The organism is Planococcus sp. TJ-307, assembly GCF_058268435.1.
Genome location: NZ_JBZDOJ010000004.1, coordinates 47,323 through 68,268 on the forward strand (window position 1 = coordinate 47,323; position 20,946 = coordinate 68,268).

The following is a 20,946-nucleotide window of genomic DNA, read 5'->3' on the forward strand; positions in this document are numbered from 1 at the left end:
TGCCGGATAGAAGGAGTTTGTCGAGATTGAACAAATCTATTTTTGTATACATCACAATGCTTATGACTGTCTTATTATTTGTCTCACTGTCGTCTCCTGCAGCTGCTCAGGCCAACCCAAACGTGGTGGAATGGCTGAATAACGACGAGCCTGCAGAAGAAACGCCGGCAGACCCTGTAGAGGCGGCGCCGGTGGAAGAAAAAAGCCTGGCTGGTATTCTTGTTCAGTTGGTGCTTTATACGCTGTTGGTTGTGGCGATGATTTACGGCCTGATTAAGTTTTTAGCGGCACGCCAAAAAAATCTCATGCCAAATCAGGCAGTTAAACTGATGGGCGGCACACCGCTTGGCAATAATAAATCGCTTCAACTGGTGAAAGTTGGCGGCCAAATGTACTTGATTGGTGTCGGGGATGAAGTGAGCTTGATCAAAGAGTTTTCAGATGAAGCGGAAATCTCCAGCATCGAAAAGGATTTTGAAAACCAGCAGCCCGCACTTTCCAAAAACCTGGTTGACTTTACGAAAAAGAAAATCGGCAACTTTTCGAAAAACCCGCAAAGAAAGGGTTTTGACCAGCTGTTCAATCAAAGCCTGAACAAGCAAAAAGCCAAACAGCAAGCGCTCCAAAATGAGCTTGGGGAAGAACAGAAAGACAAGGAAGGACGTCCGCTATGATTCCGGAAATTTTATCAACTATTAATATTCCGGGCATTGATTTTGGCGGAGAATCGCCTGAGGATGTCTCGACAACCCTTCAGCTGTTCTTCCTGTTGACGGTGTTATCGCTGGCCCCCGGGATTCTCATTATGATGACCAGCTTTACACGAATCATCATCGTGCTGTCATTTGTCCGGACCGGACTCGGTACGCAATCCATGCCGCCAAACCAAGTATTGGTTGGTTTAGCGCTGTTTCTGACATTCTTCATCATGTCGCCGATTGCCATGGAAATGAATGAAACTGCCTTGCAGCCGTATTTAGACGGCGAGATGGAACAGCAGGAAGCGTTAGATACCGCCATTCTCCCGTTAAAGGAATTTATGGCGCAAAACACACGGGAAAAAGATTTGGCTTTGTTCTTTAAATACGCAGAGCTGGAAAAACCCGACACCATTGAAGAAATTCCGTTGACTTCACTGATTCCGGCATTTGCCATCAGTGAGTTGAAAACTGCGTTCCAAATCGGGTTTGTCATCTTTATTCCTTTTCTGATCATCGATATGGTGGTCGCCAGTACGTTGATGGCAATGGGGATGATGATGCTGCCGCCGGTCATGATTTCACTGCCGTTTAAAATTTTGCTGTTTGTTCTGGTGGATGGCTGGTACTTAATAATCGAATCGCTGCTTGTCAGCTTTTGACGAAGGGAAGAAAACGATGACTCCAGATATGGTGATCAAACTAGCCGAACAATCGATTTTTACCATTATCCTCATCTCGGCACCCATGCTGCTGATAGCGTTGGCGGTTGGATTATTGGTCAGCGTCTTCCAGGCGATGACGCAAATCCAGGAACAGACGCTGGCGTTCATACCCAAAATACTGGCGGTCTTCATTTCGCTCGTGGTCTTCGGGCCGTGGATGCTGACATTGCTGCTGGATTATACTAGAGACCTGTTTCAGCAGCTGCCAAGAATCATCGGGTAAGCGGGCATGGAAATGATTTTTGACATACTGCCTTATTTTTTGCTGATGCTTATCCGGCTGAGCAGCTTTTTCTTAATCGCTCCCATTTTTTCCATGCGGGGCGTACCGGCGCAATTTAAAATTGGCATTGCTGCTTTTCTGGCATTTGTTGCTGTTTCAACATTGCCGATGGGCGAAACAATCCCAATAGACTCTTCTTATATTTTATTGGTTCTCAAAGAACTTGGCACTGGATTGGCGCTTGGATTCACAGCGGCGTTGCTGTTATACGCCGTTCAGATTGCTGGAGCGTTCATCGATTTTCAGATGGGATTTTCCATGGCCAATGTGCTGGATCCACAAACAGGTGCGCAAGTGCCAATCATTGGCCATTTTAAGTACATGATGGCGCTCTTGTTCCTGTTGACAGCTAACGGCCACCATTTAATGCTAGACGGCGTCATGCATAGCCTGCGCGTGTTTCCGGTAGAGCGTTTGGCAATCACGGTGAAAGCAGAAGACATCGCTCAATTTATGACTGGTTTGTTCACAGATATGTTCTTAATTGCCCTCCAGATTGCGCTGCCAATCGTCGGTGCCTTGTTTCTGGTGGATATCGCACTTGGCATCTTGGCAAAAACGGTGCCGCAGCTGAATATTTTTGCAGTCGGCTTGCCAATAAAGATTTTAGTCGGCTTTATCATGCTGTTTCTGACTATGCCGGTGTTCTTCTTCGTCCTTCAAATTCTCTTTGAGAAAATTTTGGTGAGCATGGCTCAGTTGATCAGTTTATTAGGAGGAACGTAAGTGGTAAAAAGGTATCGCTTGGACCTGCAGTTTTTTGCCGGTGAGAAAACTGAAAAAGCGACACCTCAAAAACGCCAGGAATCCAAGCGGAAGGGGCAAGTAGCAAAAAGTCCTGAAGTTGCCGCAGCAATGATTTTGTTAGGTGGAATTATGCTGCTGAATTCCTTGGGTGGCTGGATGCTGGACCAGATCTTGGCCATCTACCGCATACATTTTACGCAGTATATTTCCTGGGAAATAACGCCGGCGACTATTCGGACCTTATTTGAGCAAATGGCTATGAATGCATTCTTGCTGATGCTGCCAATTATGCTGATTGGTGTGGTTTTTGGCTTTTTCGGAAACTTTATCCAAGTCGGAGCGATTTTTTCAACTGACCCAATCATGGCAAAGCTCGAACGAATGGATCCCATTAAAGGGGCAAAACGGATCTTTTCGGCTCGTGCCCTGGTCGAACTAGGAAAATCCTTGCTGAAAATTGCCATTATCGGAGGCGCTGCATTTGGTGTCCTGTGGCTCGGCAAGGAAGAACTGTTTTCGCTGTCTCAACAAAGCATTAGGTATTCCTTATCTTTTATTGGCTCGCTAGTGTTCCAGATGGGTCTGGTTGCAGGAATTATTCTGCTGAGTTTATCCATTCTCGATTATATTTACCAGAAATACGAATTTGAAAAAGGGATACGGATGTCCAAGCAGGACATTAAAGATGAATACAAAAAAGCGGAAGGCGATCCGCTCATCAAGTCAAAAATAAAAGACAAGCAGCGGCAAATGAGCATGAATCGCATGATTCAAGATTTGCCGGGCGCGGATGTGCTGATCACCAATCCGACGCATTATGCAATCGCCATCAAGTACGATGCCGAAACGATGGCGGCCCCGGTCATCATCGCGATGGGCAAAGATCATCTGGCTTTAAAAATCAAAGAAAAAGCAAAAGAACTTGGAATTGTGACGATGGAAAATAAGCCTCTCGCGCGTGCATTGTATGCCCAAGTTGAAATAGGGGATACCGTGCCGGAAGAATTGTTTCTGGCCGTGGCAGAGGTATTAGCATATATTTACCGATTAAAAGGAAAAATCCGATGAACAAAAAAGAGGAGGGAACCGCGTGAAATTAAGAGATTATGCCATTATGGTAGCCGTCATCATGATTGTTGTAATGATGGTTATCCCTCTTCCGCCGCTCTTATTAGATATTTTAATTATGATTAATATTAGTATTGCTTTAACAATCCTGTTAGTGGCAATGAATACAAGAGAACCACTTGAATTTTCTATATTCCCCACACTGATTTTGTTGACTACCTTGTTTCGCTTAGGCTTGAACGTGTCAACAACGCGCTCTATTTTAACCGAACAGACTGCTGGACAAGTTATTGAGACTTTCGGTTCATTTGTTGTTGGAGGCAGTGCCATTATCGGTATTTTGGTCTTCCTCATTCTTGTTATCATTCAGTTCCTGGTTATAACAAAAGGTTCTGAGCGAGTAGCGGAAGTCGCTGCACGATTTACACTCGATTCGATGCCCGGAAAACAAATGAGCATCGACGCTGATTTAGGCTCTGGAATGATTTCTGATCAAGAAGCTAAGAACCGACGTGAAAAAGTCAGCTCGGAAGCCGATTTCTATGGAGCGATGGATGGTGCCAGCAAGTTCGTTAAAGGAGACGCGATTGCCGGCATCATCATTACCATCATCAACATTATCGGCGGTTTGCTGATCGGCGTGATGGTCCACGGACTGCCATTTGGAGAAGCCGCGCAGCTGTTCACTTTGCTATCAATCGGTGATGGTTTGGTTTCGCAGATTCCAGCCTTGTTGATCTCGACTGCAATGGGTATCGTTGTAACGCGTGCAGTATCGGACGGCAACTTAGGTTCGGATATTACGAGGCAGCTTTTCGCTTATCCGAAAATGCTGTATATTGTCGCCGCCACCCTTGTAATGTTTGCGGTGTTTACGCCAATCAGCCCGATGCTGGTTGTGCCGATTGCCGGAGTGATTGCTTACGGTGCGTTCCAAATGCAAAAGACCTTGAAATCCGAGGAAAAGCAGGAAGTGGAAATAGGCAAGGACGAGAAAGAAATCGAAGGAATGAAGAGCCCGGAAAGCGTCATCGACTTGCTTCACGTCGATGCCATCGAGTTTGAATTTGGCTACGGACTGATTCCGATTGCCGACAAAAATCAGGGCGGCGATCTTTTGGACCGCGTCATTATGATTCGCCGGCAATGTGCAATGGAGCTTGGCATTGTGGTTCCGGTTATCCGGATTCGCGACAATATCCAGCTGCAGCCAAGTGAATACGTTATTAAAATCAAAGGCAATCGTGTAGCGTCCGGAGAAATCATGCTCGACCATTACTTGGCCATGAGCCCGGGAATTGATGACGAAGCAGTAGAAGGCATTGAAACGGTTGAACCTGCTTTTGGCATGCCAGCGCTGTGGGTCAATGAAGAAATGAAAGAAGAAGCCGAAATGGCCGGTTATGCCATTGTGGATCCGCCGTCTGTTGTTTCGACTCACTTGACGGAAGTGATCAAGCGCCATGCCCATGAATTGATTGGCAGACAGGAAGTCAAATCACTGATTGAAAACGTGAGGGAAACCTCACCGGCCGTTGTGGAAGAATTGGTTCCGCAGCTGATGACTATTGGAGAAGTCCAAAAAGTGTTAATGAAGCTGTTGAAAGAAAAAGTATCGATCCGCAACTTGCTGGTCATTTTGGAAACCTTGGCCGACTATGCTTCGCAAACAAAGGATACCGACCTGTTGACAGAATATGTCCGCCAATCTTTATCGCGGCAAATCACGCTGCAATACACGACACAAAGAGAGCCGCTTCAAGTCATTACAGCTGGGGCGAGCCTCGAGAAAAAATTTGCCGACTCTGTGCACCGGACAGAGCAAGGCAATTACTTGTCCATCGACCCGGAATCTTCCCAAACCATTTTCCAGAAGATTACGGAACAGGCTGCACAGCTTCAGCAAACCGGTGTACAGCCGATCCTGCTGACGTCTCCTGCCATTCGTATTTACATGAGGCAGTTTGTCGAGCGCTTTGCGCCTGACCTGCCGGTGCTATCGTACAACGAGCTGGAACCTGAAATTGAAATTCAAAGTGTTGGAGTGGTTAACATCTCATGAGGCTAAAAACGTATATAGTAGCTACGATGACGGAAGCAATTCCGTTGATCAAGCGGGATTTAGGCGCAGACGCCATGATTTTGAATACGAAAAAAGTAAAAACAGGCGGTTTTTTAGGGTTTTTCCAGCAGGAAAAATTGGAAGTTACTGCAGCAATTGATCCAATAGCAAAGCAAGAAAGTGAACAAGCACGCGTGCCGGCAGAATTTCCAAAAGAACAGCCAGCTAAGCAGCCAGCTGTTCAAAGGGAAACCGCAACCGAATTGATCAGCGAATTGAAAAACATCAAACAATTCATGATGCAGCAAATGACAGAAGACCGGCTGCCCGCCGCATTTCAGTTATTGAAAAAGCATCTGACTGCACAGGAAGTAGCAGAAGACATTCAAACCGAATTGATCGCAAAGATCATTTCGAACTTGGACGACAAGGCTGACCCTGCGTTAGAAACAGTATGGTCAGCCGCGCGTGAAGAAATTCTTGCCTTGATTGATCAACAGCAGCCGGCGCTCACCGTTCAAGATCCTGAAATTATTTGTTTTATTGGCCCGACAGGTGTTGGAAAGACCACAACAATCGCCAAAATTGCAGCGGATTACATGCTGACAAGAGACAAAAAAGTGGGCTTGATCACTGCCGATACTTACCGGATTGCTGCAGTGGAGCAGTTGAAGACATACGGCAGCATTTTGAATTTGCCAGTGAAAGTAGTGGATTCAGCAGCAGAGCTGAAAAATGCAATTGAGGACTTTGCAGCATGCGACATTATTTTAATGGATACCGCTGGCCGCAATTATCAGCAACAGCAGTATATTGAAGAGCTTGAACGATTATTGCCGGATAACAGCAAAGTCCAAATAAACTTGGTGCTCAGCCTGACTGCCAAATACGAAGACATGAAAAAAATCATTGATAATTTTCAATCGATTGCTATGGATGAATTGTTGTTGACCAAAAAAGACGAAACGAGTTCTTCCGGCGCCATTTTGAACTTGATCTCTCATTACGATATCCCCATCCGCTACATCGCCAATGGCCAAAACGTTCCAGACGATATTTTAACAGTCACTTCTGAGTTGGTTGCAGATTTTATAATGGGGGAAGAAAATCATGCTTGACCAGGCGAATGAATTAAGAGAAAAAATGATGGCAAAGCACTTTAAGAAAAATGATCGAAAACCCACGAGAAAAACGCGTGTTCTTGCCATTACAAGCGGCAAAGGCGGAGTGGGGAAATCCAATTTTGCGTTGAATTTTGCGCTAAGCCTGGTAGAACAAAACAAAAAAGTGCTCATATTTGATGTCGATCTCGGCTTTGCAAACATCGATGTGCTGCTTGGCCGCACACCACGTGAAACGATTGCAACAATGATCGAAAAAGATCTGGCTGCACAGGATATTATTGAAGAAGGCCCCAATGGCTTGCTGTTTATTTCAGGGGGCAACGGATTTAATGATTTGTTTCGTATGGACGACCTTAAACTGGAGAAGTTTTTTAGAGAACTGAGCACGCTGCAAGGACAAGTGGACTACATCATTCTGGATACAGGAGCAGGATTGTCTTACGAAAACCTGCGTTTTATTCTGGCAGCTGATGACGTCATCCTGGTGACAACACCCGAACCGACATCCATCACCGATGCTTACTCTGTCGTTAAGATGGTTCATGGAAAAGATCCCAATGTCCACATGAAGCTGGTAATCAATCAATCGACCAGTGCACGTGAAGGACAGCAGACAGCCGATAACTTTAAGCACGTAACGGAACAGTTTTTGAGCAAAGAAATCGGCACCTTAGGTTCCATTCCAAGTGATCCGCGCATTCCAGAAGCAGTGAAAAGACAAAAGCCGCTTCTGCTTGCATACCCGGATAGTCCGTCAGCGACCGCCATCCGCAAAGTGGCACGCGAATTTCTGCAGTTGCCCGTTCCTTATAAACTGGGCCTGAAAGGGTTCATTATGAAAATCCTGTTTAAATAAGAGCGGCTTGCCGCTTGGAAATGGTGGTGAAAATCATGCTGAATCCTAAATTATCCAAAGAAGAACTTACTTGCTGGAGCGATTGGCAACAACACAAAGACCCGGAAGCTGGCGAATACTTGGTTGAACAGTATCTTCCTTTGGTCGATTACGTGATTCAACGATTCATGATCAGTTTGCCTAAAACTGTGGAAAAAGATGACGTCCGCAGCTATGCTTACGAAGGACTGCTGGATGCCTTAAGCAAATTCAATATAGAGCGGGATTTAAAGTTTGAAACATACGCATCTTGGCGCATCAAAGGTGCCATTATTGACGGTTTGCGAAACAGTGACTGGCTTCCGCGGTCCGTCAGAGACAAAGTAAAGAAAATTGAAAAAGCCTATCTCCTGCTGGAGCAGCAAAATAATGCTTCCGTCTCGGATGAACAAGTCAGTTCTTATCTCGGCATTACTAAAGCGGAGCTCAATAAAGCTGTTTCGGAAGCTGCTTTATCCACCATGATTTCAATGGATGATGAAAACTTTGAAGAACGCGGTGCGTTGGGGAAATACTACGCCAATTCGCCCGAACGCCACATGTCTGAGCAAATGACCAAAGAATCGTTGGTGAGAGCGATTGACCGGTTGCCGGAAAAAGAAAAATTGACGGTTTCCTTATGTTATTTTGAAGACATGAAATTAACCGAAATCGCTGAAATTTTGAGTGTCAGTGTATCAAGAGTTTCGCAGCTGCATTCAAAAGCAATGCTGCGCTTGCACGCTTCGATTTTATCCGTACACGATAATTACTAACAGTGAAATAAGGAACAGAAGGCCAAGGTGATGATCATGGAGTGGCTATTGATTGCAACAATAATCTTGTTGCTGCTGATGAATGTAAAACTGCTGCTGTCTCTTAAAAAGCAACAGCAGCCCGAGGAAGACCCGGCTGGAATTCACGAAAGCATGGAAGCATTTGTGATCCAACTTGAAAAAGAAAATGAGGAACTTTACGATAAATTAATTGCGTATATAAAAGAAAGCGAACAAAAGCTGATGAAGCGCGTAGACCATTTAGAGAACAAAATGCCTACAGTACTTGAAGAAGCAGAAATTGCTGAAAAGGATCCAGTGGAAACAGAAAAAGTAATTCAGCTTTCCAAACAAGGATTTTCTTCAAAACAAATCGCTAAAGTGCTCCAAATGGATTATGGAAAAGTAGAGCTAATTGTAAACATGAAAAACAAACGGCAAAGCAATTACAACTAAGAGGAGGTCCTTTATTTGCGCATTGAAAGCCAAAGCAATATTTCGAATGAGCGGCTTTCGAAACAAGTTACGGAAACAAAGACCGGTGAACTTTTTTCGAATGCCATGAAAAAATCTCATTCCAAGCTGCACAATGATTCTTTGAGCCAGCTGATGGGGCGGGTCGATGCGCAAGGACAGAAACTGGCCAATCAGCGGACACTTGAAAATGTCTTGAACTATAAAAACGCCGTCAAGCAGTTTGTCAGCGAATCTATCCGTTACGGCCTTCAATTATCCGACGAGCAAAGCCAGCACCCAGCCGGCGGCATGAAGTCCCAACAAATCGTTAAAATAATAGATAAAAAATTGATTGAAATTCAAGACCAACTATTGAATAATGAAGAAGAGGGAATTGGTACTTTGGATCTAGTCGGAGAAATCAAAGGACTGCTTGTCAATTTATATATGTGATGAAGGATGGAGAGGACGAAATGTCAGACAATCGTCGGGAGTTTTTTAGGGTCAGGTTCAACGAAGCCATGAATGGCAAAGTATCAGTTTATGGCAGCGGATTTGTGCCTATTGAAATTTATAATATTAGTGCCGGCGGGCTTGTGTTTACTTCCGCTTTAAACATTCCATTGAAAGAGCATGTAAGCTGCAGCTTTGAAGTGTTGGATAGTGCTTTTTTATTAGATGGAAAAATTGTTCGTAAAATAACCGGAAAAGATTTGGTGGAATACGGTGTGGCCTTTGCAGTAGACCAAGGAACTTCTTCCGAATTATTCAAGCAGTTGAATTACTACCAGATTCGCCAGCGAAAAGGGAATCCTGCAGAGTAAGACACAATTTCATTCGATACAAAAAGAGCAGACTTTCGGGTTTGCTCTTTTTGCATGCAGAAGGAATTTCGGTACGGGAAAGAGAAGTAGTAGCCATACGAAAAAAGGGAAGGTGGAAACATGGAAGCGCCGGAAGAAATACGTTCCGTTTGGCAGCAGTTTGATGGTTTTCCAATGGAGACTTTGACGAAGGCCTGGCATTATCAGCGCTCAGGTGAACAAAAACAGCGCAGCGTGGAGCAGATGGTGCAACATCACAACCGCTACGGCATTACTGGAAATTGTTTTGATTTGGCAATTTGGCTGTTGGAAGCGTTTGATCGGGCAGGTGTTAAAGCTTATCCAGTAGGCAGCGGGCTTGGTACCGAACGGGTTCATGCAGCCGTTGTAGCTGAGGATCAGCGTGCGCGCAGATTTCTATGCGATTTAGGTGACCAATGGATTCAGCCCATCCTGGTGGATGCAGCCTGTCCGGAGTTTAAAGAAGGCAGGCTTTCAGGTTTTTTCCCAGGAGCGGAAGTTCAGGTAAAGGCTGCAGAGAATGGAATAGAAGTCATTTATCACCGGCCAAATGGCAAACAGTCGAATCAGATTTATGCATTGGAGCCGGTTGACCGCACGGAATTTTTAGCGGCTGCCGAATACTCCCAACAGCATATTCATCCGGAGCCTTTGCTTGAAGTGCGGTTGTTGGAAGCTGGCGAAATTGTTCACTGGGAATTTGATAATTGGAAAAGTTTTTTGAGTACGCGTACTGGACTCTACCCGGATAATGAGATTGAAACGCTGGAGGAATGGGTAGAAAGAATACATGATAAGACGCAATACGATAAAGAGTTTCTGGCAGAATCATTAAGTTTTTATCAGCGGCTGAATTTGGGGAGCCATGAATGATGGACAGGAGAATGAGATGATTAAAGCCGTTATTTTTGATTTGGATGGCACTTTATTGGACCGGGATCGTTCATTGGCCGCATTCGTAGAGGCACAATACGAACGATTAGCCGAAACTATGCAACATATACCGAAAGATCTTTTCATTGAGCGGTTTATCGCATTGGATGCCAAGGGCTATGTATGGAAAGACCGCGTTTATCAGCAGTTGATCGAAGAATTTAGGATTACCGGGGTAGACTGGCAAACCTTGCTGGAAGACTATGTGATGAACTTTAAATATCATTGTGTACCGTTTGCAGATTTGGCCAGGATGCTTGAAGACCTGTCTTCGCAGTCCCTGCGGTTAGGCATGATTACTAATGGACGAGGGCAGTTTCAGCTGAACAATATTCAGGCTTTGGGAATCGAAGAGCATTTTGACGAAATTCTGATCTCCGAATGGGAAGGCATGGCCAAGCCGGATCCTGCCATTTTCCATAAAGCGCTGACAAGCTTAGGCGTTTTACCAGAGGAAGCAGTCTATGTCGGGGACCACCCGAAAAACGACATCCAAGCGGCAAAAGCAGCCGGTTTAAAAGCCATCTGGAAAAAAGATGAACATTGGAGCTGCCTCGGGGCAAATGGAGAAGTGGACGGCTTGAACGAAGTGGTTGGAGTGATTGAGCGCTTAAACGCAGTATAGTCATGCGTTACAGAGGGAAAAGGGCAGGTGGGGATGCATGGAATTAAAAACACAATTGCAATTCGAACTTACAGAATTTGTCGCTGGCCGGGAAACAGAGCGGGTGCCGGCGAGCGGGAATTATGACTACTGGCTCCTGTTGATGGAGTATTTTCTGGCCAAATCCGATCTCTTTGAAATTCATTGCTTTGACGAGGAAACGGAAACCATTGAAGAACTCACGTCCAGCTTGCCCCGGCCATTCGATATTAGCGTCAAACAAGGCATGACTATCTTTTCTGGCCTCTTGACGTTAGACATTGCTGAATTTCTCATAACCCATCATGTCAGCAGAAAGAAAAAACTTAAATGGTTTTCTGTTTTTCTGAGCAGGGAAGAACAGCATGTTTTCTCCTCAGAGAATTGGGGCACTGAGTTTTTTGTTCCGGACATTACAGAAGAGGATCTTGTGTTCATCAAGCATGTCACTCCGGAAGATGCCCGCTTTAACCAGTATACGTAGCAAGAAAATGCAGAGCAGCGGACAGGAGCCAGCCGAGCAATCAGCTGGCTTGTTTGCTGTGCTCAAAAAAGGAGTGCAAATATGGAAACAGAAAAACTGCAGATTTACGATGAACAAGGAACCCCTCAGAGCATTGCAGACCGGCAGACTGTGCACGAAAAAGGCTATTGGCATGAAACTTTCCACTGCTGGGTAGCTGGACAACAAGGCGGCAGGGATGTTGTTTATCTTCAGCTGCGGAGTGATTGCAAGAAGGATTTTCCAGGGCTGTTCGATATTGCAGCAGCGGGCCATTTATTGGCAGGTGAAACGGTTGAAGAGGGGATCCGGGAAGTAAGAGAAGAGCTTGGAATTAGGGTGGACTTTGCGGAGTTGATTTCAATTGGAATGATTAAAGATCAACTGGCTTTGCCTGGATTTCTGGATAATGAGCGTTGCCATTGCTTTTTATATACGAACTTAGAAAACATGGACTTAAGGTTTGAGTTGCAGTTGGAGGAAGTGGCCGGCATTGGCAAACTGGATTTTGAGGCATTTGCGGATTTAGTGTCAGGAAAAAAAGAGCTTGCTGTTATTGAGGGTTTTGAAGTCATAGAGGATGGAAGCAAAAGATTTTTTGAAAAGGCAATTGGCTTAGAAGATTTAGTGCCGCACAGTGCCGTTTATTTCGATAAGATTGTTGAATTGATTGGGCAGGAGTTAAACAAGTGAAGCTTTACTGCATAAAAAAGGCAATGTCCCGAGATGGACAATGCCTTTTTTAGGTTGATAATTTCTTTTAGTTCCAGATCAGCAGTTGGTTTATTCGGGTCAAACAAATTCACTCACTTTTAGAATCTCGATATCAACCTCTTTTAATGATTTGGCAATTTGGATAGCAAAATCTAGGGCATGAACGCCGTCCCCGTGAATGCAGATGGTCTCTGCCAGAAGTTCGGCATCTTTGTTTTCAACAGTGGCTACTTTGTTTTCTTTGACCATTCGGATAACCTGGTCAATGGCTATACGGGAGTCTGTAATCAATGCGTTGCTTTCAGTTCGCGGCGTTAAGGAGCCGTCTGCTTGATAGCTGCGGTCTGAAAACACTTCATTGGCAGTCCGCAGCCCAATTTTCTGGCCGGCTTTAACCAGTTCACTGCCGGACAAACCGAACAGCACCAGTTCCGGATCGATCTTATAAACAGCTTCTGCAATGGCTTCGGCCAAGGCTGCATCTTTCACCGCCATATTGTACAGGGCGCCATGTGCTTTGACATGCTGCAGGCGGCCGCCTTCAGCTTTCACAAATCCAGCCAGGGCTCCAATTTGATAGATAGTGAGATCATAGGCTTCTTGAGGCGACAAGGCCATATTCCGGCGTCCAAATCCGACCAAATCCTGTAACCCTGGATGAGCCCCGATACCGACATTTTTTTCGAGCGCCAATTTGACGGTTCGGCGCATGGTCGCGGGATCTCCGGCATGAAAGCCGCAGGCAATATTTGCTGATGTTACGTAATCAAGTATTTCTTCGTCATTGCCCATTTTGTAGGCACCGAAGCTTTCCCCCATATCGCAGTTCAAATCCACTTGATGCTTCATGTCCATTCCTCCCATTTTAATTGGATAGCGGCTTTTATTTGACGAATTGATTGTTCCTGCTCAATCCAGCGCTGTTGGGCGTCTGCCACAGAAATTGGTTTGAAGCGCAGCAGCTGTCCTTGTTTTAATTGGCCGATGAGCGGCAGGTCGACAGCGGCTGCTTGCCCGATTTTGGGATAGCCGCCGGTTGTTTGGCGGTCTGCCATCAGGACTATCGGGTTGCCATCTGCAGGAACCTGTACCGAGCCAAAAGCCACTGCCTCCGAAATCAATTCTGCCGGTGTTTCCAAGGATAGAGAAGCACCTTCCAACCGGTAGCCCATGCGGTCTGAGTTTGAAGAAACGGCAAACGGTTCAGTGAAAACTTTCTTTTTGCTGTCATCGTCGAATAAATCGAATTGCCTGCCCGGCATCATTCGGATTACCGGTTCTTCATAGTAACGCGCAGGCGCCACAAGCCAATCAAACTCGCTTTCGTTCTGTTGCTGCAACGATTTCTGCTGCTGTGTACTGTTACCTATAGGAAGCTGGTCACCTTTTTCCAGCGCGCGTCCTTGGAATCCTCCGATTCCGGCACGCAAGTAAGTGGAGCGGCTGCCCATCACAACCGGTACGTCGATGCCGCCGGCGACGGCTAAATAGCAGCGAGCTCCAATGCGAGGCTCACCAAACGTCAAAGTACTGCCTTTCGAGACAGCAAGGGTTCGCCATGTTTGCAGGGCTTGGCCATCTAACCGGGGGCTCAAGTCCCCGCCGCATAAAGCAATGAGCGCATCTTCGGTAAATTCAATAACAGGCCCCACGAGTGTGATTTCAAGAGTTGCATCGTGTTCATTATTGCCGACCAATAAATTGGCTAGGCGGTGCGCAAAAGGGTCCATAGCACCGCTGGCAATAACACCGTATTTTTGGAAGCCAGTCCGGCCCAAATCCTGAACTGTGGTCTGCAGTCCGCCTTTAAGGATGTTCAGCATCTGCATCCTCCTCCCATGCGTAATAATCGCCCTCTGAAATTTCCGTAAAAATTATTTTGTCGCCTGCGCGCAGCAGGCTGGGGATGTCGTTTTCAGGCCGAAACAAGCGAAGCGGGGTTCTGCCGATCAACTGCCAGCCGCCGGGAGTCTCAATCGGATAAACACCGGTCTGCATCCCCGCAATGCCAACTGTCCGTTCCGGAATGCTAATCCGCGGGGAGTCACGCCTCGGCGCTGCAATTTTCTCAGACATTCCGCCAATAAAGGGGAAGCCTGGAGCAAAGCCAATCATGTGCACCGAGTAAGTGCCAGCGGTATGGATGTCAATGACTTCACGCGGTGTCAACTTGTTGTGCTGCGCTACAAATTCCAAATCGGGACCAAACTCTCCGCCATAACAAACAGGGATTTCCACTGTTCGGGATTCAACAGGAATGTCTTCACCCAGATGGGCCATTAAGCTCTCCAACTCCATTTCCACTTTGTCATATGCAGCCAGGCAGGGATCGTAAAAAACCGCTACCGTTACAAAGGCAGGAATCAATTCAATCATCCATTTAGGTTGTCTGTTTTCCAGCAATGCCGCCACTTTTCTGACTTGCTGCTCTGTCTGTTCATTGATTTCAGTGCCAAGCTCGATAATGATTGCTTGGTCACCGAGCGGCGAAAAAGACATGTTCATCCAAATTCCTCCAAACACAGACTATTTGTACACATTCTAATTAGTATAAAGCTTTTGGATAATTAGGGAAAGGAGAGCCGTATCAGGTTGTCAAATGCTGTTTTGACACCATTGGAAAGTATTTAGTCCAGATCGGAAAGTATTTGCGCTCATTTCGAAAGTATTTTGAGTGCAATAGAAAGTATTTCTACGGAAACGGAAAGTATCTCCAATTAATTGGGAAATCTTTATTCAAACAACCCAAATAAAAAGAAGCCGCTCAACCAAGAGCGGCTTCTTCCCGTTTATTCTTCAATATCAACTTGTTGTGTAGCGTCAGCACCGTTAAAGAATTCAGCTGAGATTTCGGCGATTGTGCCGTCTTCCAGCATTTCTTCGATGGCTGTGTTCACATTCTCAGCTAATTCCTCATTGTCTTTATTCATGACCACACCAACTTCTGATGGGCTGTACTTCAAATTCGGATGAATCGTGATGTCCAATTCTGGAAATGCCGCAATTGCCAAGGTCTGCAGGTAGTAGTCATTTAAAATGACGTCCGTCCGTCCGATGGCAACATCGCGTAGGTAAGTTTCGTTTGTGGCATTGTCGTATACGACTTCTACTGCGCCATATTCACGGGCAGTTTCCATGTAGACAGAAGTGGAAGCGCCTGCTGCTTTTTTGCCTTCCAAGTCCTCCAATGTCTCAATGCCTGATAAATCGTCAGAACGGACAATTGCTGTTCCGTAAGAATACTTGAACGGCGTTGAGAAGATAAAATTCTCTGCGCGGTCTTCTGTGATTTCAATGTCATTTGCTGCCAGGTCGACCTGTCCTGTTTGAACCGAAGTCAGCATTTCATCAAAGCCGAGCTCCGTGAATTCGATATCCAGCTCAAGGCGTTCTCCAAGTTCGCGAACGACTTCAACTTCAAAGCCAGTCAACTCGTCTGAACCTTCCTCGCGGTAGGATGTCGGAAATAAGGTTCCTGATGTTGCAACAGTCAAGCTGCCAGCTTCCTGGATTTCGTCCCAGGCAGTTGTTGTTTCTTCTGGCGCGGCATCTTCTTCGTTACCGCAAGCACTTAAAAGTGACAACATGGCAAGGCCGGCAATGAGAGATGCTTTTTTTCCAAAAAATGATGTTTTCAATTGCTATTCCTCCTATAACTATTATGGCAATTAAAACATAGCATTATCGCGGGTTATCGGCAACGGTTTGGCTTGAAATTTGAAATGACGGAAAATTGAATAAAATCGATTGACCTCTATGGTTGAAAGTTGTATTCTGAAGTCGACCAGTATGGTCTAAAGTTTAGAAAGAGGGGATAGGCATGGAGAAATTTGAAAACCTCGACCCTGAAAAACAACAAAAAATCCTTGATTCTGCATTGATGGAGTTCGCAGAAAATGGCTTTAAACAAGCCTCAACTAATCGCATCGTTAAGCAAGCGGGCATTGGAAAAGGCATGCTGTTTTATTATTTTAAAAACAAAAAAGATCTGTATGAATATTTGATTGAATACAGCTTGAATTTTATCATTAATGGTTATTTGAGCTTGGTTGACATGACCGAAACCGATTTTATCAAGCGGCTCAAAGGAGCCTCCCAAATAAAAATGAAAGCGCAGCTGGAGAATGCGCACGTTTTTAACTTTATGGGGACGGTTATGCTGACAAAAGATCTGGATCTGCCTCCGCGTCTTCAAAAACGCTACGAGGAATTGCAGGTGCAGGGGTATGCCCTGCTGTACGAAGGCATCGATAAAACGTTTTTCAGAAAAGATGTGGACGTCGATAAAGCATTCAATTTAATTCGCTGGGGAGTTGATGGCTATCAACAGGATCTTTTGCAACGGCTTCAAGGAAAAAAGATGACAGAACTGGATTTTGAACCTTACTGGAATGAGTTTTACGAATATCTTGATATTCTCAAAAAAAGCTTCTATACAAATTAGGAGGGAAACCCATGACAGTTTTGCGAACGATTAACCTGACGAAGAAATTCGGAGATTTTGCGGCATTGGATGGAGTGAATATAGAAGTGGGGGAAGGAGAAGTCTATGGGTTTATCGGACCGAATGGGTCAGGGAAGTCTACGACGCTGCGTGTGCTTCTCGGCATTTTAAAGGCAACGGATGGGCGTGCTGAAATTTTTGGAAAAGATTCCTGGAACGATGCAGTGGAAATCCACAAACGTGTGGCTTATGTTCCGGGAGACGTCAATTTATGGCCAAACCTGACAGGCGGGGAAGTCATCGATTTGTTCGTCAAACTTCGCGGCGGCAACAACTTGGACCGGCGTCAGGAATTGATCCGGAAATTCGATCTGGACCCAACTAAGAAATGCCGAACCTATTCCAAAGGGAACCGGCAGAAAGTGGCTTTGATTGCTGCTTTCTGTTCAGATGTGGACTTGTATGTGCTGGACGAACCAACCTCCGGCCTCGATCCTCTGATGGAGCGGGTTTTTCAGGAATATGTCATCGAAGCAAAAAAACAGGGCAAAAGCATCCTTCTTTCCAGCCACATCTTGTCTGAGGTCGAAAAGCTATGTGATAAAGTGGCGATTATTCGCGAAGGAAAAATCATTGAAACTGGAACTTTGAAAGAGCTGCGCCATTTAACGGGGACTATTTTGTTGGTGGAAACAAAAGAGCCGATTCCTGCTTTGGAAGGAATGAAAGGAGTCAGTGGCATCCGGCAGAAAGGGCAGGCATGGTCTTTCCAAGTAGATGCAGGTGAAGTGGATCAAGTCGTCCGCTATATTAGCCAGTTCGGTGTGACACGGCTTGAAAGCTCACCGCCAACATTGGAAGAGTTGTTCATGCGCCATTATGAAGGCTCCGGTCAAGCAGTGGAAACAGGAGCAGGAGGTGAATCCTAATGGCCCGACAGCTTTTTGACGGTACAGGAACATTGATGCGTTTTGTGTTGCGTCGGGATCGTTTGCGCTTGCCACTGTGGCTGGTGTCTTTTGCGGCCATTTCTGCTATTATTACCCTCGCTTTTGTCGGCTTGTATCAGAACGAGGCAGAACGGCAGGCAATGGCTGAAACGATGCAAAATCCAGCGATGACAGCGATGGTCGGACCGGGATATGGCTTGGACAACTACACGGTTGGGGCCATGACCGCCCATGAAATGCTGCTGATGACGGCGGTAGTGGTTGGGTTGATGAGCATTTTGCTGGTCACGCGCCATACACGCACAGATGAAGAAGAAGGGCGAATTGAAATGATCCGTTCTTTGCCTGTAGGACGCCTGTCGAATCTGTCTTCGATTTTACTGGTATTGATCGGTGCCAATGTCGTTTTGGCGCTGCTGGTCGCTTTTTCACTTACCGCTTTGGGAATCGAAAGCGTAGATCTGGAAGGGTCACTGGTTTATGGAGCTGCTTTAGGTGCGACGGGCATGATTTTTGCTGGTGTTGCGGCTATCTGTGCGCAACTTTCACCAAATTCAAGAAACACACTCGGTTTATCCATTGCAGTTTTGCTGTTTGCCTATATGATTCGTGCCATCGGGGATGTAACAAATGAAACGCTGTCCTGGATTTCCCCACTCAACTGGATTTTGCGCTCTGAAGCTTACGTTAATAATTACTGGTGGCCGATTTTGATGACAGTTGCAGGAGCGTTCCTGCTAATGGCTTTGGCCTTGTACCTGAACTCGATCCGGGATTTGGGATCTGGTTTTTTGCCATCGCGTCCCGGAAAAGCCAAGGCTTCAACATCACTCCTTAGTCCGTTTGGGCTTGCTTTGAGACTTCAGCGAACAGGATTGATTGCATGGGGAGCCGGAATATTGCTGATTGGTGCTTCTTATGGATCCGTACTTGGGGAACTGGAATTGTTCTTTGAAGACATTGACCTGATGCAGCAAATGATTGTCCAAGCAGAAGGGTTTTCGTTGACAGAACAATTTATTCCAATTCTGATGTCAGTAATGGCGATTTTGGGAACCATCCCAGTCTTGCTGGCTGTTCTCAAGCTTAAAACAGAGGAGAAAAATGACCGGCTTGAGCACATCTTAAGCCGCGCTGTTTCCAGAAACCGGTTGATGGGCAGCTACCTTGCCATAGCTTTGTTGACTGGATTTGCCATGTTGTCTTTGGCATCGTTGGGTCTTGGATTAGTGGGAAATGCCATGATGGAGGAGCAGCTGTCGATCGGTATGTTTTATGGAGCAGGTATGGCTTACCTGCCGGCGATGATGGTTATGATTGGCCTAGCAGCCGTGCTGGTTGGCTTTGTGCCAAAAGTAACCAGTGCCATATGGCTGTACTTAGCTTTTTCATTTTTTGTCATTTACCTTGGCGGCTTGTTTCAGTTTTCAGACTGGGTAAGCAAACTGACACCGTATGGCTATGTGTCTGAAATTCCGATCGAAGAAATGAATTTTCTGAACGCAGGCATCTTAATTGTCGTTGCGGCAGTCCTGGTCGTGGTTGGGATAATTGGGTTTAACCGCAGGGACATTGGAAGCTAGCGACGCATACAAAGAACCCGTTTCCACGAAACATGGAAACGGGTTCTTTGTGGTTTACAACAACAGCAGCCAAGCAGCTACCGGTCCTAATAACGCGCCGAGTACGGCACTTAAAGTCATCGCAACCGAGCTCATTGAAGCTTCCTGCTGGCCGTATTCAAAAGCTTTGGCAGTTCCCATGCCGTGAGCGGAAGTGCCAAGGCCAATGCCGCGGCCAATTGCCGAATCAATGTGCAGCCATTTCAACAGAACAGGACCAATAATATAACCGGTAAAGCCCGCAACCATAACAAAAACTGCAGCCAGCGAGGGAATGCCGCCAAGGTTTCCAGCAATTTGCATCGCTACAGGAGTCGTTAATGATTTTGGCAATACCGTCAGGATCAGTTCTTCAGAAAAACGAAAAAGCTGGGTAAACAGAATGCCGCTGGCCATGCCGACCACCACACCTGTCGCGATACCGGTTACGATGGGCAACAAGTTACTGAACAGCAAATTTCTCTGTTTGTATAAGGGGACAGCCAGTGCAACAACTGCGGGTCCGAGAAGGGTGCCAATCCAGCTGCCGCCCGTCATATACGTATCGTACGGGATATTGCCCAGCACCAAAACAAGGACAAGAATGGCTGTAGACGCCAGTACTGGATTCAATAAAGTTTTTCGATATCTCAGATAGATGTAGTTAGTGATCAAATAAACGATAACCGTCAGAGCCGCAAAGAACATAGCGAGTCCAGTGAATTCCATCTTCAGGATCGCTCCTTTCGTTCAGCACTGTATTGGCTGACCCAGCCAGAAGAAGCCATGGCAAGGAACGTACTGACCATAACAATTGGGACCAGCAAAATGCCTTTTCCAGAGAAAAGCTCCCCGTATTCAACAACACCAACCGTAGCGGGAATAAAGTAAAGAGATAAGAATGCCAACAAAAAATGAGCCCCCGAATCAATCCACTCGAGCGGATAAATTTTCAGCATAAGTGCAGCAAACAGCAACAGAAAGCCAATAATGCTTCCGGGCAATGGAATATTGAAGAAATTTTGCAATGCTTCACCCAGTAAGTAAAACCCGGTGATGGCGAGAAGCTGAAGAAGGATATAGATGACTTTCAAAAAAACGCCGCCTTCCGGTTAGGTATAGGATGAGAACCTGTTCTTTCCATAATAAGCTATTTTACAGCATTCCATTTGAAAAGCGAGAGCAGAATTTTAGAATCCCGGCCGGATAAAGAATATTAATAGAAAACGGTAAAGTGTATGTTCGCTGGATAAGCCACCAACTTTTGATACAGCTTTACATGCAGGAGATCCTTGCTGGGAGAGGTGGTGCAATTATCACGTAATGGTTATTTATACACTTGATGGCATATATACTATATCAGAAAAACAACCTTAAAATGGAAATTAATGAAATTAGCAGAATTTAAAAATATCTTGTTTTAGAAAGCTTGCATTTTGGACTAAATGTTGTATTATTACTTTATGCAATATATCGCATACATTTTCTGAAAAAGAAATGT

Annotated in this window: 25 protein-coding genes; 19 read left to right on the forward strand and 6 right to left on the reverse strand. The window is 45.6% G+C overall.

The window, feature by feature from the left end:
• Positions 1-26 precede the first annotated feature (26 nt).
• From AC4EHK_RS14060 to AC4EHK_RS14135, 16 genes are all read left to right on the forward strand, one after another.
• Complete coding sequence (locus AC4EHK_RS14060) at positions 27-674, forward strand: flagellar biosynthetic protein FliO (protein WP_490979417.1); 648 nt, start codon at positions 27-29, stop codon at positions 672-674.
• The gene (fliP, locus tag AC4EHK_RS14065) at positions 671-1,360 is read left to right on the forward strand and encodes a flagellar type III secretion system pore protein FliP (protein ID WP_490979418.1); all 690 of its coding nucleotides are present in this window, start codon (positions 671-673) and stop codon (positions 1,358-1,360) included. Before AC4EHK_RS14060 ends, fliP begins: the two co-directional genes overlap by 4 nt.
• Positions 1,361-1,376: 16 nt before the next feature.
• Positions 1,377-1,646 carry a flagellar biosynthesis protein FliQ gene (fliQ, locus tag AC4EHK_RS14070; RefSeq protein ID WP_142827577.1) on the forward strand — a complete coding sequence of 90 codons (270 nt, stop codon included), beginning with the start codon at positions 1,377-1,379 and terminating at the stop codon, positions 1,644-1,646.
• A gap of 6 nt (positions 1,647-1,652) precedes the next feature.
• Positions 1,653-2,432 carry a flagellar biosynthetic protein FliR gene (gene fliR, locus AC4EHK_RS14075; protein WP_490979419.1) on the forward strand — a complete coding sequence of 260 codons (780 nt, stop codon included), beginning with the start codon at positions 1,653-1,655 and terminating at the stop codon, positions 2,430-2,432.
• The gene (gene flhB, locus AC4EHK_RS14080; RefSeq protein WP_490979420.1) at positions 2,433-3,521 is read left to right on the forward strand and encodes a flagellar biosynthesis protein FlhB; all 1,089 of its coding nucleotides are present in this window, start codon (positions 2,433-2,435) and stop codon (positions 3,519-3,521) included. It begins immediately after the preceding gene.
• 22 nt (positions 3,522-3,543) lie between these two features.
• Positions 3,544-5,583, forward strand: coding sequence for a flagellar biosynthesis protein FlhA (flhA, locus tag AC4EHK_RS14085; protein ID WP_490979421.1), 2,040 nt, complete (start codon positions 3,544-3,546; stop codon positions 5,581-5,583).
• Positions 5,580-6,701, forward strand: coding sequence for a flagellar biosynthesis GTPase FlhF (flhF, locus tag AC4EHK_RS14090; protein WP_490979422.1), 1,122 nt, complete (start codon positions 5,580-5,582; stop codon positions 6,699-6,701). Before flhA ends, flhF begins: the two co-directional genes overlap by 4 nt.
• Positions 6,694-7,563 (forward strand): MinD/ParA family protein, encoded by an 870-nt coding sequence (locus AC4EHK_RS14095; RefSeq protein ID WP_490979423.1) that lies wholly within the window; start codon positions 6,694-6,696, stop codon positions 7,561-7,563. The genes flhF and AC4EHK_RS14095 overlap by 8 nt, the downstream gene beginning before the upstream one ends.
• A gap of 35 nt (positions 7,564-7,598) precedes the next feature.
• Positions 7,599-8,357 (forward strand): FliA/WhiG family RNA polymerase sigma factor, encoded by a 759-nt coding sequence (locus AC4EHK_RS14100; RefSeq protein WP_490979424.1) that lies wholly within the window; start codon positions 7,599-7,601, stop codon positions 8,355-8,357.
• A 30-nt stretch (positions 8,358-8,387) separates the two neighbouring features.
• Entirely contained in the window at positions 8,388-8,813 is a 426-nt protein-coding gene (locus AC4EHK_RS14105) for a DUF6115 domain-containing protein (RefSeq protein WP_490979425.1), read from the forward strand.
• 15 nt (positions 8,814-8,828) lie between these two features.
• The gene (locus AC4EHK_RS14110; RefSeq protein WP_490979426.1) at positions 8,829-9,266 is read left to right on the forward strand and encodes a YaaR family protein; all 438 of its coding nucleotides are present in this window, start codon (positions 8,829-8,831) and stop codon (positions 9,264-9,266) included.
• A gap of 20 nt (positions 9,267-9,286) precedes the next feature.
• Positions 9,287-9,637: a PilZ domain-containing protein gene (locus AC4EHK_RS14115; RefSeq protein WP_490979427.1), complete on the forward strand. Its 351-nt coding sequence runs from the start codon at positions 9,287-9,289 to the stop codon at positions 9,635-9,637.
• Positions 9,638-9,757: 120 nt separating this feature from the next.
• Entirely contained in the window at positions 9,758-10,531 is a 774-nt protein-coding gene (locus tag AC4EHK_RS14120; protein ID WP_490979428.1) for a hypothetical protein, read from the forward strand.
• A gap of 16 nt (positions 10,532-10,547) precedes the next feature.
• Positions 10,548-11,216: an HAD family hydrolase gene (locus tag AC4EHK_RS14125; RefSeq protein WP_490979429.1), complete on the forward strand. Its 669-nt coding sequence runs from the start codon at positions 10,548-10,550 to the stop codon at positions 11,214-11,216.
• A gap of 37 nt (positions 11,217-11,253) precedes the next feature.
• On the forward strand, positions 11,254-11,718 hold the full coding sequence (locus AC4EHK_RS14130) for a hypothetical protein (RefSeq protein WP_490979430.1): 465 nt from the start codon (positions 11,254-11,256) through the stop codon (positions 11,716-11,718).
• A gap of 81 nt (positions 11,719-11,799) precedes the next feature.
• Positions 11,800-12,429, forward strand: a complete 630-nt coding sequence (locus tag AC4EHK_RS14135) for an NUDIX hydrolase (protein WP_490979431.1) — start codon at positions 11,800-11,802, stop codon at positions 12,427-12,429.
• Positions 12,430-12,528: 99 nt separating this feature from the next.
• Here the strand turns inward: AC4EHK_RS14135 and AC4EHK_RS14140 are convergent, their stop codons facing one another.
• The 4 genes from AC4EHK_RS14140 to AC4EHK_RS14155 form a co-directional block, all read right to left on the reverse strand.
• Positions 12,529-13,299, reverse strand: a complete 771-nt coding sequence (locus tag AC4EHK_RS14140; RefSeq protein ID WP_490979432.1) for a LamB/YcsF family protein — start codon at positions 13,297-13,299, stop codon at positions 12,529-12,531.
• Positions 13,296-14,273, reverse strand: a complete 978-nt coding sequence (locus AC4EHK_RS14145; protein WP_490979433.1) for a 5-oxoprolinase subunit C family protein — start codon at positions 14,271-14,273, stop codon at positions 13,296-13,298. The genes AC4EHK_RS14140 and AC4EHK_RS14145 overlap by 4 nt, the downstream gene beginning before the upstream one ends.
• Positions 14,257-14,955 carry a 5-oxoprolinase subunit PxpB gene (gene pxpB / locus AC4EHK_RS14150; protein WP_490979434.1) on the reverse strand — a complete coding sequence of 233 codons (699 nt, stop codon included), beginning with the start codon at positions 14,953-14,955 and terminating at the stop codon, positions 14,257-14,259. Before pxpB ends, AC4EHK_RS14145 begins: the two co-directional genes overlap by 17 nt.
• A gap of 284 nt (positions 14,956-15,239) precedes the next feature.
• Positions 15,240-16,088, reverse strand: coding sequence for a transporter substrate-binding domain-containing protein (locus AC4EHK_RS14155; protein WP_490979435.1), 849 nt, complete (start codon positions 16,086-16,088; stop codon positions 15,240-15,242).
• A 182-nt stretch (positions 16,089-16,270) separates the two neighbouring features.
• Between AC4EHK_RS14155 and AC4EHK_RS14160 the strand changes: the two genes are divergently transcribed.
• The 3 genes from AC4EHK_RS14160 to AC4EHK_RS14170 are packed head-to-tail and all read left to right on the forward strand — an operon-like array spanning position 16,271 to position 19,427.
• Positions 16,271-16,894, forward strand: a complete 624-nt coding sequence (locus tag AC4EHK_RS14160; protein WP_490979436.1) for a TetR/AcrR family transcriptional regulator — start codon at positions 16,271-16,273, stop codon at positions 16,892-16,894.
• A gap of 11 nt (positions 16,895-16,905) precedes the next feature.
• Positions 16,906-17,823, forward strand: coding sequence for an ABC transporter ATP-binding protein (locus tag AC4EHK_RS14165; protein WP_490979437.1), 918 nt, complete (start codon positions 16,906-16,908; stop codon positions 17,821-17,823).
• Entirely contained in the window at positions 17,823-19,427 is a 1,605-nt protein-coding gene (locus AC4EHK_RS14170; RefSeq protein ID WP_490979438.1) for an ABC transporter permease, read from the forward strand. The genes AC4EHK_RS14165 and AC4EHK_RS14170 overlap by 1 nt, the downstream gene beginning before the upstream one ends.
• Before the next feature lie 54 nt (positions 19,428-19,481).
• Here AC4EHK_RS14170 and AC4EHK_RS14175 read toward each other — a convergent pair whose 3' ends face one another.
• Together AC4EHK_RS14175 and AC4EHK_RS14180 are read right to left on the reverse strand one after the other, a co-directional pair.
• Positions 19,482-20,174: an LrgB family protein gene (locus tag AC4EHK_RS14175; RefSeq protein ID WP_490979439.1), complete on the reverse strand. Its 693-nt coding sequence runs from the start codon at positions 20,172-20,174 to the stop codon at positions 19,482-19,484.
• Positions 20,175-20,176: 2 nt separating this feature from the next.
• Positions 20,177-20,539, reverse strand: a complete 363-nt coding sequence (locus AC4EHK_RS14180; protein WP_490979440.1) for a CidA/LrgA family protein — start codon at positions 20,537-20,539, stop codon at positions 20,177-20,179.
• Between the last annotated feature and the right edge of the window lie 407 nt (positions 20,540-20,946).